We start from the raw sequence: 13,519 nt of genomic DNA, 5'->3' as shown, positions 1-13,519 counted from the left end.
GGCTCAGGCCCGGCGCAGGCGGATCGTGACGATCTGGAACGGGCGCAGGGTCAGTCGCACCGTGCCGTCCGCCGCCGGGGCGTCGACGGCCGTGCCCTCCAGCGGCCGTTCCAACAGGTCGCTCTCGATGGCAGCCGAGATCGGGAAGCCCGCCGTCAGCCGGGCGCCCGCCCGGCCGCCCCGGGACTCGTAGAGACGGACGATCACGTCCCCGCCGCGGTCCTCCGCGAGCTTGACCGCCTCGACGACCACCGCGTCGTCGTCGACCGCGACGAGGGGGGCGACCGGGCCTGCGCCGGTGACGACCCGTTCCGGCAGGTTCAGCGCGTGTCCCTCCCGTACGGCGTCCCCGAGGCTCGCGCCGGGCGCGAGGGAGTGGCGCAGGGTGTGGGCGCCTTGGTCCGTCTCCGGGTCGGGGTAGCGCGGCGCCCTCAACAGGGACAGCCGGACCGTGGTGGTCTGGCCGCCGTCGGGCCGCACGTCACGGGTCACGTCGTGCCCGTAGGTGGACTCGTTGAGCAGCGCGACCCCCCAGCCGGGTTCCTCCACGTGGATCCACCGGTGGGCACAGATCTCGAACTTGGCCGCCTCCCAAGAGGTGTTGGTGTGGGTGGGCCGGTGGACGTGCCCGAACTGGGTCTCCGATGCCGAGCGTTCGGCCTTCACGTCGAGCGGGAATGCGGCCTTGAGGAACTTCTCCGTCTCGTGCCAGTCCACCTCGGTGACCAGGTCCACCGTCCTGGACTCCGATCGCAGGGTGATCGACTGCGTCGCCCGGGAGGAGCCAAAGGAGCGGGTGACCCGCACCGTCGCAGCCTGCGGATCGCTCTCCGTGACCTCCAGGGCGTCCCACTCCACGAGGTCGGTGACCCGGTGGCGGTAGAAGGCCTCGATGTCCCAGGCGTCCCACATGTTGGGGAAGTCGGGGTGGATCTGGAGCAGGTTGGCCGCGCCTCCCGGCGCGAGCGACTCCCGGTCCGTCTCCAGGTCGTACGCCGACACGATCAGGCCCCGGCCGTCGATCTCCACGCGCAGCCGCCCGTTGACGAGGACGTGCCCACCGCCCGGCCGCTCCCCCACCGTCACCGACCGACCGACGGGCGCGGGCGGAGCCGCGCCCCCCGCTGGGACGCCGCGTCGGGCGTGCGGGGCGCAGTTGAAGACCAGGCGCTCCGTACCCTCGCCCGCCAGCGCGAGCTGCGCGGCGCGGGTGATCGCCGTGAGCTCCTCCCGGACCCTCGCGTACGTCTCGCGCGCCTCGCGGTGCACCCAGGCGATGGAGGATCCGGGCAGGATGTCGTGGAACTGGTGCAGCAGCACGGTCTTCCAGATCCGCTCCAGGTCCTCGTACGGGTAGCTGTGCCCCGGCACCCGCACCGCTGCGGTCGCCGCCCACAACTCGGCTTCACGCAGGAGGGATTCACTGTGTCGGTTGCCCTGTTTGGTCTTGGCCTGGGAGGTGTAGGTGCCGCGGTGGAGCTCCAGGTACAGCTCGCCGGCCCAGACGGGGGCGTCCTCGTACTCGGCGTGGGCCTTCTCGAAGAAGGTGTCGGGCCGTTCGATCTCGACGCGCGGTGATCCCTCCAGGTTCCGCTGTCGGCGGGCGCGGGCCAGGTGTTCGCGGGTGGGTCCGCCGCCGCCGTCGCCCCAGCCGAAGGGGGCGAGGGAGCGTGAACCACGGCCCTTCTCGCGGTAGTTGCGTGCCGCGTGGGCGAGCTGCGCCCCGCCGAGATCGCAGTTGTAGGTGTCGACGGGCGGGAAGTGGGTGAAGACGCGACTGCCGTCGATGCCCTCCCACCAGAAGGTGTGGTGCGGGAACGCGTTGACCTGGGACCAGGAGATCTTCTGGGTGAGGAACCAGCGGGCGCCGGACAGTTTGACGATCTGGGGCATGGCTGCGGTGTAGCCGAAGGAGTCGGGCAGCCAGACGTTGTGGGTCTCGATGCCGAACTCTTCGAGGAAGAACTTCTTGCCGTAGAGGAACTGGCGGGCCATGGCCTCGCCGCCGACCATGTTGGTGTCGGACTCGACCCACATGCCGCCCACCGGCACGAACTGCCCGTCCGCGATCTTCTTCTTGATCCGCTCGAAGAGTTCGGGACGGTGGGTCTTGATCCAGTCGAACTGTTGGGCCTGGGACATGGCGAAGACGAACTCGGGGTGCTCGTCCATCAGGTTGACCATGTTGGACGTGGTGCGGGACACCTTCCGGACCGTCTCGCGCAGCGGCCACAGCCAGGCCGAGTCGATGTGGGCGTGGCCGACCGCGCTGATCCGGTGCGCGGAGGCGTGGGCGGGTGCGGCGAGGACGGCGGCGAGCCGCGCGCGGGCCTCACCGGCGGTTCCGGGGATGTCGCCGAGGTCCACCGCGTCCAGCGACGCGTCGACGGCGCGCAGGATCTCGTACCGTCTGGCATCCTGCGCGCCGAGCTGCGCCATCAGGTCGTGGAGGACTTCGAGGTCCTGGACGAGTTCCCACACCTCGGTCTCGAAGACCACCAGGTCCATCCGGGCGAGCCGGTAGAGGGGTTGGTCTCCGCTGGTCAGTCGGTCGCCCTCGTGGGTGGCGCGGTGATCGACGAGCACGGGGTTGGCGGCGGCCTCCACGTACCACTCGATGCGCTCGCCGGCCTCGGCGAGATCGGTGACGCGAACCCAGTCGTTGTGGGGGTTGAGTGCCTTGATCTCGGTGCCGTCGGCGCGGTGGACCAGGCCCTCGCACTGGAAGCCGGGCATCATCCGGTCGAAACCGAGGTCGAGGACGGCCTCGACGACGCGGCCGGCGTGGCCGGCCGGGACCACGCCGGTGACCTTGAACCAGGTGGTGCCCCAGGCCGGACCCCACGGTTCACCGACGGCGCAGGGCGCGTACGGCGCGGCGAGGCCTTCGGCCACGGGGACGGGCTCGCCCGGGGCGTCCCAGCGCTCGACGGTGAGCGGGACCGGGCGGGAGCGTACGGCGGGTTTGATCCGTTCAGCGAGGACCCGGCGGAGGCGGAGTTCGGTGACGCTGCGGTCGTCGTGCATGACGGCTGCTCCAGGAGGGAGAGGTCGTGTGGTGGGTGGGTGCGGCGCTCAGGTCTTGACGGCTCCGTCGCCCACGCCCTTGAAGAAGAAGCGCTGGAGGGCGAGGAAGAGGAGCAGCATGGGCAGGAGCGCCGTCATCGCGCCGGCGGCGATGAGCCGCTGGTCGTTGACGGTGGTGGCGCCGGCCAGGGTCTTCAGGCCGAGTTGCAGGGTGTAGTGGTCGCTGTCGGTGAGGACGAGCAGGGGCCACAGGAAGTCGTCCCAGGCGCCCATGAAGCTGGTGATGCACACGACGGCCAGGGCGCCCTTGGCGGTGGGCAGGAACACCCGGGTGAAGCGGGCCCATTCGTCTGCTCCGTCCAGTACCGCGGCTTCCTCCACCTCCCGGGGCACGGCGAGGAAGGCCGCACGCATGACCATGATGTTCAGGACGGAGACGGCGCCGGGCAGCCACACGCCGACGAGGGTGTCGACCAGGCCCATGTCGCGGATCGTCAGGAACATCGAGATCATCACGGATTCGAAGGGGAACATCAGGGTCGCCACGAGCACCGTGAAGACGGTTCGGCGGCCCTTCCAGCCGGCGCGGGAGAGCGCGTAGCCGCCCATCGCGGCGAAAGCCGTGTTCGAGGTGATCGCGAGGACCGCCACGACGAGGGTGTTGCCGACGTACTGGAGCAGGGGAAACGATTCGGCGACCCGGACGTAGTGGTCCAGGGTGGGTTGTGCGGGCAGCACCCCGTCGTACACGTTCTCGGTGCGACCGCGGATCGAGGTGAGGAACTGCCAGACGATCGGCCCGAGCATGACCACGAGCACGACGATCAGCGTCGCGTACCGGCCGGCGAGGCACAGCAGTCGACGCCGCCGCCCGCCCCCGCCCCCGGCGCTGCGGGACGGCTCCGCGGCGAGGGAGATCCGCGTGCTCAACTCTCGTCCCCCTTGGAGAAGCGGCGGCCCAGCAGGCTGAACACCAGCGTCAGCAGGAACAGCAGGATGGAGATGGCCGAGGCGTAGCCGGTCTCGCCGGAGAAGCCGAGGCCGACCTGCCGGATGAGGAACGGCAGGGTGCGGGCGCCGCCGCCGGGTCCCCCGCTCTCGCCGCCGAGGATGTAGATCTCGGTGAACACGCGCAGCGCGGAGATGGCGGAGAGGGTGCCGACCAGCAGCATCATCGGTTTCACCTGCGGGACGGTGATGCTGAAGAAGCGCCGGACCGCGCCCGCACCGTCCAGGGCCGCCGCCTCGTGCAGGGCGGCGGGCACGTTCCCGAGGGAGGCCAGGTAGAAGACCATGTAGTAGCCGAGGCCCTTCCACACCGTCACGATCATCGCGGAGACCAGCAGCATGGTGCTGTCGGTGAGGAACGGGATCGGTTCGGAGACGATGCTCAGCTTCCGGAAGACCGTGTTGACGAGCCCGTCGCTGCGCAGCAACCACTGCCAGATCAGGCCGACGACCACGGCGGAGGCGATCACCGGGGTGTAGAAGGCGGTCCGGAAGAAGCCGATGCCGGGAACCCTGGTCTGGACGAGGACGGCGAGGGCCAGCGGCAGGAGGACCAGGCACGGCACGACGACGAGCAGGTACACCACGCTGTTGCCGGTCGCGACCCAGAAGTCGGGGTCGGCCAAGGCGCGCCGGTAGTTGTCGAGGCCGACGAACTCTCCGCCGCGCAGGATCCGGGCGTCGGTGAAGGAGAGCAGGACGGTGTTGACGAACGGCCAGAGGCTGAACAGGGTCACCATCAGAAGTCCGGGGGCCAGGAAGAGGTAGGGCGTCCACCAGGTGCGGTGCGGAAGTCCCGTCTCGGCCGCGGCGCGGCCCCTCACCGGTTCGCCGCGTCGGCGAGCAGCTTGTTCGCCTCCTCCTGTGCCTTCCTCACCGCCGCCTTGGGGTCCAGCTCGCCCTGGATGGCCCGCTGCATCTCGCGGACCACCGCGTCACCGACCTGGTTGGTCCACTGCACGGGGGTGTTGGCGTCGAGGTCCGCGCTCCTCAGCTGCTCGGCGCCGATCGCGCGGGCCACGGTCTCGGCGTCCTTGCCGTCTCCCCGGTCCGCGAAGTAGGGGTCGGTCAGTCCCCGGGCGTTGGAGGGGTAGATGGTGGCCTTCTTGGCGAACTCGACCTGGTTGGGTCCGTTGGTCACCCACTTCGCCAACTCGGCTGCTGCGTCCGGGTGTTCGGTGTCCTTCCTGATGCCGAGCGACTGTGCGTAGATGCCGATGTGGCCGAGCGTTCCGGTGACGGCGCCCGCGACCCGGGTGTGGGCGTAGACCTGCGGGGCGTTGCGCTTGATGTCCTTGACGAAGCCCGGGGAGCCCGGCCCGAAGACCAGCTTCCCGCCGCCGTACAACTGGTTGACGTCGTCCGCCTTGAGGAGGGACTCCTTCGGCATCGCGCCCTTGGCGTACAGGTCCCTCATGCGTACCACCCACTCGACCGCCTTGTCGGTGTCGAAGGTGAACGCGCTCCCGCTCGCGTCGAGGATCGGGACGCCCATCTTCTGCCAGTCACCGGGCAGTCGCCCCTTGGGGTCGGCCATGAAGGCGGCGTAGCGACCGCCGGAGCGTGCGGCTATCCGCTCGGCACAGTCGAAGAACTGCTCGACGGTGGTGGGCGGTCGGGCCGGGTCCAGGCCGGCCCGCTCGAAGAGTTCCTCGTTGTAGGTGAGGATCTCGGGGGTCACGTACCAGGGATAGGCGAACACGCCGTTGCCCTTGCCGGGGAGTTTGAACTGCTCCCAGGAGCCCGGGACGTAGTCCTCGGCGACCTCTGCGTCGAGGGCGGCCACATCGGCGAGCATGCCCCGGTCGCCGAGGAGCTGGAAGGAGTCGGTGGAGAGGTTGACCACGTCCGGGAGAGCCCCGGCGCCGGCGTCGGCGACGAGCTTCTCGTTGTAGCCGTCGCCCGGAACGTCCTCCCATCTCACCTTCACCTCGGGGTACTTCGCCTCGAAGGCGTCGATCACGCCCTGGACGTACGAGGTGTACGCGGGTTTCAGCTGGAGGGTGCGGAAGGTGATCGCGCCCGCCACCCGGCCGGTCCTCCTCGCCTCCTTCACGTCGTCCGGGGCGGCGTTCATGCCGCATGCCGCGGTGGACAGGAGTGCTCCGGCCACGAGTGTGGCGAGGGCCGTGCGGAGCGCGGGGGAACGGGTCATCGTCGCCGCCTTCGGAAGGGTTCCGGCGGTTCCGGCCTCGCTGCCGGAGCGCGGCGCCCACGCTGGCTCGAAGGGGCGGGCCCGTCAACGTGCCCGAGGTCCCGCCGGCCGGGTATCCCCGCATCCCGCATCGCGCCGGCGGACCCGCACGCAGACCCGGGCGTCCCGGTCAACACCACCGCCACCTGGACTGATGCGCTTTACCTCGGGCGCCGCGAGGGATCGCGCGCGGGTGCGGCCCCGGGCGTCGATGGCCGGGATGGTGCCGGGCCCCGGCGGTGGGAACATCCGCTGGGTGGCGGGCGGGGCGGCGCCTACTTCATGCGGTACTCGACCTTCTCCGCGAGCTTTCCGTCCTTGAAGCAGAAGCGGAACACGTCGTTGCCGTCGGAGTCCGCCGCGGAGACGTACCAGGAGCAGACGCTGCCCGCCGGTTCGGCCGGACCACCCTCCTTGAGGGCCCCCTTCACGAAGGTCTCGCCCGAGGGCAGCTTGGCGCGGACCGCGTCCTCGGCGTCCCCGACCTTCACCGAGCGGTAGACCTCGGGTTCCACGAAGGTCTTCTCGGCCACGTCCATGACCTTGCCGACGCCGAGGAACAGTGCCACGAGGGCGCCGATGCCCAGCACGAGCACCACCCCGCAGCCGATCAGACAACCCTTGCGCTGTGCCACGCCCGTTCCTCCATGCCTCGACGCACCGCGTTGATCGTGGTGACGATCGGACTCTCGCAGGGCGGTGGGGCGGGAGGCTGTCCTCCAAAGTCTTCGGCTGCGGCAACCATCGTCGTTCGAGGTCGACACCCCCTCCCCGTGTATACAGGGAGGGAATGCGAATACGGACGAACCGAGAGGAACCCACCGTGAGTGAGACCGCCGAGCCCCTGATCGTCGTCGGCGTGGACGGTTCGAGCCACTCCAAGGAAGCGCTGCGCTGGGCCGTCGCCCAGGCCAAGGCCATCGGCGGCCGGGTACACGCCGTGATGAGTTGGGACTGGAACACCAACCCCTTCGCGGTGGGCCCGACATCGCAGGAGGACCTCGCCGGCATCGAGGAGTCGGCCCGTCTCAAGCTCGCCGACACCGTCGCCGAGGCCGTCGGCACCTCACCCGGCGTCCCGGTCTTCCGCCGCGTCGAACAGGGCGCGCCGGCGAAGGTGTTGGTCGAGGCGTCGCGGGAGGCCGAGCTGACGGTGGTCGGCACGCGGGGGTACGGCGGCTTCAAGGGTGCCCTGTTGGGCTCGGTGAGCCAGCAGGTGGTCCAGTACGCACGGAGCACCGTGGTCGTGGTCCGGGACGAGAACGAGGACTGACGCGAGGACTGACGCGGGGAGTCCCGCCTCCTACCGCTCCGCTTGTCGGGCGGGCACCGGAGCCGTCAGGTCCGAGGGGTCCGTGTTGGCTCCGCACAGGATCACCGCGACCCGCTCCCCCAGTGGCTCCGGGGCCCCGCGGAGGGCGGCGAGGGCGGTGGCCGCCGCCGCCTCGACCACGATCCGGTGCTCCTCCCAGAGTCCCCGGCGGGCGGCGACGATGGCCGCGTCGGGGACGAGCACCGAATCCACGTGCCCCTGCCGCGCCGCGGCCAGGGCGTCGGCGCAGACGCGGGTGGCGCCGAGCGAGTCGGCGGCGACGGAATCCACCGGGACGTCCACCGGCCGACCGGCCTCCAGGGCGGCGTTCAGCGCCCGGCAGTTCTCGGGTTCGGCCGCCACGACCCGGACGCCGTGCTCGCGCGCGGCGGTGGCCACGCCGGCGAACAGTCCGCCGCCGCCGACCGCGACGACCACCGTGTCCAGGCCGGGAAGCCCCGCCCGGATCTCGTCGAGCAGGGTGCCGGCGCCCGCGGCGATCAGCGGGTGGTCGTACGCGTGGCTGCTCAGGGCGCCGCTCTCTTCGGCGAACTCCCGGCAGGCGGACTGCGCTTCGGCGTACCGGTCGCCGACGAGCCGCACGTCGGCCCCGTACCCGCGCAGCCGCTCGACCTTCACACGGGGCGCGTTCACGGGCAGGAACACGGTCGCGGCCACCCCCTGCGCGCGCGCCGCCCAGGCGCAGGCGAGACCCGCGTTGCCGCCGGAGGCGATGGTCACCCCGGCGACGGGGAGGGTGCCCGCCTCGCGGTGGGCGACGAGGAAGTTCCGGGCCCCGCGCGCCTTGAAGGAGCCGGTGTGCTGGAGGTGTTCCAGGGCGTACCAGACGCCCCGGTCGGCGGGCACCACGGCGACGGGACGGATCACGTCGGCCATCCGGCCGGCGGCGGCGCGCACGGCCGCGTAGTCGAGCTGCTGCTCCATGAACGGTCTCCTCTTGGGACGGTGGCGGGTTCGAACGGCGGCGGGTTCAGGCGCTGCCGCGTCGGTCGGGGGCGGGCCGGGCGGCCTCGATCAGCTGGCGCAGGGCGCCGTGGTACACCTCGTGGTCGGTCAGTGGGGGCAGTACGTCGGCCAGGCCTCCGCAGAGCACGGGGAACTCGGCCGGGTCCAGCGCGGCCAGGGCGGCCCGGGACGCGGCGGTGGCGCCGGCGGGGTCACGGTGGTCCACGAAGGCGGCGCTGCCGAGGGTGAGCAGGTACATCCGGCGGTAGACGGTCATCGCCTCGGCCGCGGCCATCCCGGCGGCGACGCTGTCGGCCAGCGCGGGTTCCACGAGTCGGGCGAGCAGTCGGCGGCCCAACCAGGGCCGGCCACCGCGCAGTACGAGCAGGCCGGGGTGTGCGGTGAGCAGTCGGTAGAACGCGGAGAACCGCTGCTCGGTGGCCTCGGCCCAGTCGGTGCCGGCGGCGATCTCGGGCAGTTGGCCGGCGAGGTGCTCCGTGCACAGGTCCAACAATCCGGCCAGATCGGCGCAGCGGCGCTGGACGGTGGCGTGCGAGACGTCGAGCCGGTCGGCGAGGGCGCGGAAGCTGAGCGCGGCCGGCCCTTCCTCGTCGAGGATCCGCAGGGCCTCGACGGCGATGGCCTCGGGGGTGGCGCGGTCCAGGGCGGCTGATCTTCTCGGCATGGGATACACCGTAACAGACAGTGTCACGTACGCCGTATCTCACCCGTTCCGTCGAGACGGGCGACCGCGGGGCCGGTCAAGCGGGCGCCCGTGACGTCGACCCTTCGTGTGATGTCGACTGCACCCATATTGCTGGTCATCAGGGCACAATCAGCGACTTGTGTTGACAGTGGGTAGTCGCACCGCTGCACTGGGCGCTCGACAGACCCTCGGTACGTCCCCCACGTCAAGGAGACCCCGTGCCGCCTCGCCCGCGTGCGTCGCTCCCCTGTCTGACCGCGGCCGCCCTGCTCGCCCTGCTGCTGTCCCCCGCGACGGCGGCGGCCGAGCCCACCGCCACGTCGGACACCCCGCTCGCCCTCACCCCTCCCATGGGTTGGAACAACTGGGCGCACTACATGTGCGACATCGACGAGGCCAAGGTGGTCGCGAACGCCGACGCGCTCGTCTCCACCGGTCTCGCCGCCAAGGGCTACGACACGGTGACCGTCGACGACTGCTGGATGACGAAGAGCCGTGACGCCGACGGCGACCTGGTGGCCGACCCGGAGAGGTTCCCGCACGGGATGGCCTGGCTCGGCGCGTACCTGCACGCCAAGGGGCTCAAGTTCGGCATCTACCAGGACGCCGGCGCGCTGACCTGCGGACGCTACCCGGGCAGCGGCGCTCCGGCGGGCGGGGGCGCCGACCACTACGCGCGCGACGCCCGGCTCTTCGCGTCCTGGAAGGCGGACTTCGTCAAGATGGACGGCTGCAACCTGTACGTGCCGCCCGGCAAGACGAAGGAACAGGCCTACCGCGACGCGTACCGCGGCGTGGCCCGGGCCCTGCGCGACAGCGGTCGCGACATGGTCCTGTCCGCGTCCGCGCCCGCCTACTTCCAGCAGGGCGAATGGGGCGGCGCCGACTGGCACAAGGTGATCGACTGGGTGGGCGAGACCGGCCAGTTGTGGCGCGAGGGCCGTGACGTCAAGGTGTACGCCCCGGCCGCGCCCACGACCTCGCGGTGGAGTTCGGTCCTCGGCAACTACGGCTACAACCGTTGGCTCGGCCGGTACGCGGGCCCCGGCAACTGGAACGACCCGGACTTCCTCATCGCCGGCGCCCCCGGACTCACCGAGGCGGAGAGCCGGAGTCAGGTCGGGCTGTGGGCCATGATGGCCGCCCCCTTCATCCTCTCGTCCGAGGTTTCCGCGCTCACCCCGGCCGGGATCGCCGCGCTCGGCAACACCGACCTGATCGCACTCGACCAGGACCCGTTGGGCCGGCAGGGCGCGGTGGTCTCCTCGAACGGCACCTCCGACGTCCTGGTACGGCCGCTCGCGAACGGCGACCGCGCGGTGGCCGTCCTCAACCGGACCGGCGCCGCCATGGACGTCGAGGTGCCGCTGGAGGACATCGGTCTTGCCCCGTCGTGCGCCGTCGACGTCAAGGACCTGTGGAGCGGGGCACGTCGTGAGGCGACCGTCTCGCTGACCGGCAGGGTCGCCGCCCACGACACCGCGGTGTGGCGGCTCACCCCGCGCGGCTGCGGCAAGGCCGTACCGACCGGGCAGATCGCCGGCAACGCGGCCAAGTGCGCCGACGGGGCCAACACCAGCGGTGTCGGCGCGGTGGTCATGGCGGCCTGCACGGGCGCTTCCGACCAGCGGTGGACCGTGGGCCCCGACTCCCGACTGCGTTCGGCCGACCAGTGCCTCACGGCCGGGGCCGGCGACCTGGTGGAACTGGCCGACTGCGCACCCGGGCGATCCCGGCAGAGCTGGGCGCACGACCGTCCCGGCGCCCTGATCGAGAAGAGCAGCGGGCTGTGCCTGACCGCACCCGCGGCCGCGGCGACCCCGGACGCGCCGGCCGAGCGGCTGCGCCTGACCCCTTGCGGCGACCACCGGATCGACCAGAACTGGGCCCTGCCGGTCTGACGGATCCGGCCCGACGGCTCTGGTCCGATGGCTCTGGTCCGACGGCTCCGATCGACGGAATGAGGTACGACTCGATGGCACGCAGCGGGCGCCCGCGTGGGCGCCGTACGGCCGCGGGGGCGGCGCTTCCCGCGGCACTGCTCGTCCTGCTCCTGGCGGGGGCGGCGCCCGGGGCGGTCGCCTCGGGCGCGGGATCGCCCACCGCGCCGGGTACGCGGCAGGCCGACGCGCGGCAGAAGGGGGCCCGGCAGGCCCCGGCGACCCGGGACTTCGACGCGCGTCCGGCACGGGAGGCTCTGGAACGGCTGCTGCCCCGGCACGCCGGCCAGTTCACGCTGGTGCCCGACCCGGGCGCCGCGGCGGACACCTTCACGGTGTCCGGAACGGCGGGCGCCCTCACGGTGCGCGGCACCAGCGGCGCGACCCTGCTCACCGGGGTCGGCTGGTACCTCCGGCACGTCGCGGGCGCCGACATCGGTTGGCCCGGCGACAGCCTGGGGATGCTGCCGGAGCGCCTGCCGGCCGTGCCGGAGCCGGTGACCCGGAGCGCGCTGGTCGCCCACCGGTACGCGCTCAACGACACGGACGACGGCTACTCGGGCCCGTACCGCACCTTCGAGGAGCACCGACGGCAGGTCGACCTGCTGGCCCTGCACGGCGTCAACGAGGTGTTCGTGCAGGTCGGCGCCGAGTATCCGTACTACAGGGCGCTCCAGGGGTTCGGATACTCGGCGGCGGAGCTGAGGGCGTGGATCCCCGGTCCCGCGCACCAGAGTTGGTGGCTGCTGCAGAACATGAGCGGCTTCGGCGGGCCGGTCTCGGAACGGCTGATGCGCGAGCGGGCCGGAATCGGCGGCCGGATCGCCGAGCAGTTGCGCGGACTGGGCATGACCCCGGTGTTGCCGGGCTTCTTCGGCACGGTGCCGCCGGCGTTCGCCGCGCGCAACGCCGGCGCCACGACCGTGCCGCAGGGTGACTGGGCGGGCTTCGACCGCCCGGACTGGTTGGACCCGAACTCGGCCGCGTTCGGGAAGCTGGCCGCCGCGTACTACGCGGAACAGCGGACGGTGTTCGGGGACAGTTCCATGTACCGGATGAGTCCGTTGCACGAAGGCGGAAAGACGGGTTCGGTGAACGTGGCGGCGGCGGCCGGGGCGGTGCAGAAGGCGCTGTGGGCTGCCCATCCCGGCGCGCTGTGGGCGGTGTTGGGCTGGCAGGAGGATCCGAGGAGGGAACTCCTGGCCGGGGTGGACACCTCGAAGCTGTTGATCCTGGACGGCCTGTCCGACCGGTACGACGGGTTGGACCGGGAGGCCCGGTGGGGCGGGGCGCCCTACGCGCTGGGCACGATCCCCAACTTCGGCGGGCACACCACGATCGGCGCCAACACCGCGGTGTGGAGCGACCGGTTCGGCGCCTGGCGGTCCAAGCCGGACAGCGCGCTCTCGGGCATCGCGTACATGCCGGAGGCCACCGGGACCGATCCCGCCGCCTTCGACCTCTTCACGGATCTGGCCTGGGAATCCGGGCCGATCGACCAGAGGAAGTGGTTCGCGGCGTACTCCGCCCGCCGGTACGGGCGCTCCGACACCGAGGCGGCGGCCGCGTGGGAAGAACTGCGCAAGGGCCCGTACAGCACCCCCTCGGGGCTGTGGTCGGAGTCCCAGGACAGCCTGTTCACGGCCCGACCGAGCCTGAGCGCTGCGGGATCCGCCCGCTGGAGCCCCAAGTCGATGCGCTATTCGGCCGGTTCGGTGCGCCGCGCCCTGGACCACCTGCTGAAGGTGGCCCCGCCGCTGCGGGCTTCCAGCGCCTTCCGGTACGACCTGGTGGACACGGCCCGGCAGGCGTTGGCGAACCACTCGCGGGGGCTGCTGCCGAAGATCAAGGCGGCGTACGAGGCGAAGGACGTGCGCCTGTTCCGTGAGTTGACCGCGCAGTGGCGTGACGGCGAGAGGCGGTTGGACGCCGTCACGAGCGCCGATCCGAACCTCCTGCTGGGGCCCCGCCTCTCGGCCGCACGCTCCCGGGGCGCCGACACGGCGGAGGCGGACCGGTACGAGTACGACACGCGTTCGCTCCTGAGCGTGTGGGGCCCGCGCGCCGCCTCCGAGGGAGGCTCGCTGCACGACTACGCGAACCGCGAGTGGGGCGGTCTCGTCTCGGAGCTCTACGCACCGCGTTGGGACGCGTACTTCGCCACGCTGGAGGAGGCTCTGGTCCGGCGGGCGGTGCCCCGGCAGATCGACTGGTACGCCTTCGAGGAGAAATGGGCGCGGCAGACCACCCGGCACGCCCAGGCGCCGGTCGGGGATCCGTACGCCCTGGCGGCGGGGATCGCAGCCGCGCTTCCCGCCGCGAAATGACCTACACCATCGACCGTGGCGCCGTCCGGGGCTTCCCGT

10 protein-coding genes are annotated in these 13,519 nt (G+C 71.7%); 3 read left to right on the top strand and 7 right to left on the bottom strand.

The window, feature by feature from the left end; genetic code table 11:
- Window positions 1–3: 3 nt before the first annotated feature.
- The 5 genes from ACQEVM_RS12095 to ACQEVM_RS12075 form a co-directional block, all read right to left on the bottom strand.
- Complete coding sequence (locus ACQEVM_RS12095; protein ID WP_433077779.1) at window positions 4–3,027, bottom strand: alpha-mannosidase; 3,024 nt, start codon at window positions 3,025–3,027, stop codon at window positions 4–6.
- A 48-nt stretch (window positions 3,028–3,075) separates the two neighbouring features.
- Window positions 3,076–3,957, bottom strand: coding sequence for a carbohydrate ABC transporter permease (locus ACQEVM_RS12090; protein ID WP_433077777.1), 882 nt, complete (start codon window positions 3,955–3,957; stop codon window positions 3,076–3,078).
- Window positions 3,954–4,775, bottom strand: coding sequence for a carbohydrate ABC transporter permease (locus ACQEVM_RS12085; protein ID WP_433079973.1), 822 nt, complete (start codon window positions 4,773–4,775; stop codon window positions 3,954–3,956). The genes ACQEVM_RS12090 and ACQEVM_RS12085 overlap by 4 nt, the downstream gene beginning before the upstream one ends.
- 80 nt (window positions 4,776–4,855) lie before the next feature.
- Complete coding sequence (locus ACQEVM_RS12080) at window positions 4,856–6,190, bottom strand: ABC transporter substrate-binding protein (RefSeq protein WP_433077775.1); 1,335 nt, start codon at window positions 6,188–6,190, stop codon at window positions 4,856–4,858.
- 314 nt (window positions 6,191–6,504) lie between these two features.
- The gene (locus ACQEVM_RS12075) at window positions 6,505–6,864 is read right to left on the bottom strand and encodes a hypothetical protein (RefSeq protein WP_433077773.1); all 360 of its coding nucleotides are present in this window, start codon (window positions 6,862–6,864) and stop codon (window positions 6,505–6,507) included.
- Between the two features lie 188 nt (window positions 6,865–7,052).
- Here ACQEVM_RS12075 and ACQEVM_RS12070 point away from each other — a divergent pair, with 188 nt between their 5' ends.
- On the top strand, window positions 7,053–7,502 hold the full coding sequence (locus ACQEVM_RS12070; protein ID WP_433077771.1) for a universal stress protein: 450 nt from the start codon (window positions 7,053–7,055) through the stop codon (window positions 7,500–7,502).
- A gap of 30 nt (window positions 7,503–7,532) precedes the next feature.
- Here the strand turns inward: ACQEVM_RS12070 and ACQEVM_RS12065 are convergent, their stop codons facing one another.
- Both ACQEVM_RS12065 and ACQEVM_RS12060 read right to left on the bottom strand, forming a co-directional pair.
- Complete coding sequence (locus ACQEVM_RS12065; protein ID WP_433077769.1) at window positions 7,533–8,486, bottom strand: serine/threonine dehydratase; 954 nt, start codon at window positions 8,484–8,486, stop codon at window positions 7,533–7,535.
- 46 nt (window positions 8,487–8,532) lie between these two features.
- The gene (locus tag ACQEVM_RS12060; RefSeq protein WP_433077767.1) at window positions 8,533–9,192 is read right to left on the bottom strand and encodes a TetR/AcrR family transcriptional regulator; all 660 of its coding nucleotides are present in this window, start codon (window positions 9,190–9,192) and stop codon (window positions 8,533–8,535) included.
- A 239-nt stretch (window positions 9,193–9,431) separates the two neighbouring features.
- On the opposite strand from ACQEVM_RS12060, the gene ACQEVM_RS12055 reads away from it, so the two are divergent.
- Together ACQEVM_RS12055 and ACQEVM_RS12050 are read left to right on the top strand one after the other, a co-directional pair.
- Entirely contained in the window at window positions 9,432–11,114 is a 1,683-nt protein-coding gene (locus ACQEVM_RS12055; protein ID WP_433077765.1) for a ricin-type beta-trefoil lectin domain protein, read from the top strand.
- A gap of 74 nt (window positions 11,115–11,188) precedes the next feature.
- Window positions 11,189–13,480, top strand: coding sequence for an alpha-N-acetylglucosaminidase (locus ACQEVM_RS12050; RefSeq protein WP_433077763.1), 2,292 nt, complete (start codon window positions 11,189–11,191; stop codon window positions 13,478–13,480).
- Window positions 13,481–13,519 lie beyond the last annotated feature (39 nt).

The organism is Streptomyces sp. CA-243310 (assembly GCF_050936775.1).
Lineage (GTDB): Bacteria > Actinomycetota > Actinomycetes > Streptomycetales > Streptomycetaceae > Streptomyces.
This window is presented reverse-complemented; position numbering and strand designations above follow the sequence as displayed.

What these genes read in the sequence shown, in the direction of transcription:
- ACQEVM_RS12060 (WP_433077767.1), bottom strand. Translation starts at nt 9,192, where the DNA reads ATGCCGAGAAGATCAGCCGCCCTGGACCGCGCCACCCCCGAGGCCATC.
- ACQEVM_RS12095 (WP_433077779.1), bottom strand. Translation starts at nt 3,027, where the DNA reads ATGCACGACGACCGCAGCGTCACCGAACTCCGCCTCCGCCGGGTCCTC.
- ACQEVM_RS12065 (WP_433077769.1), bottom strand. Translation starts at nt 8,486, where the DNA reads ATGGAGCAGCAGCTCGACTACGCGGCCGTGCGCGCCGCCGCCGGCCGG.
- ACQEVM_RS12050 (WP_433077763.1), top strand. Translation starts at nt 11,189, where the DNA reads ATGGCACGCAGCGGGCGCCCGCGTGGGCGCCGTACGGCCGCGGGGGCG.
- ACQEVM_RS12080 (WP_433077775.1), bottom strand. Translation starts at nt 6,190, where the DNA reads ATGACCCGTTCCCCCGCGCTCCGCACGGCCCTCGCCACACTCGTGGCC.
- ACQEVM_RS12085 (WP_433079973.1), bottom strand. Translation starts at nt 4,775, where the DNA reads ATGGTGACCCTGTTCAGCCTCTGGCCGTTCGTCAACACCGTCCTGCTC.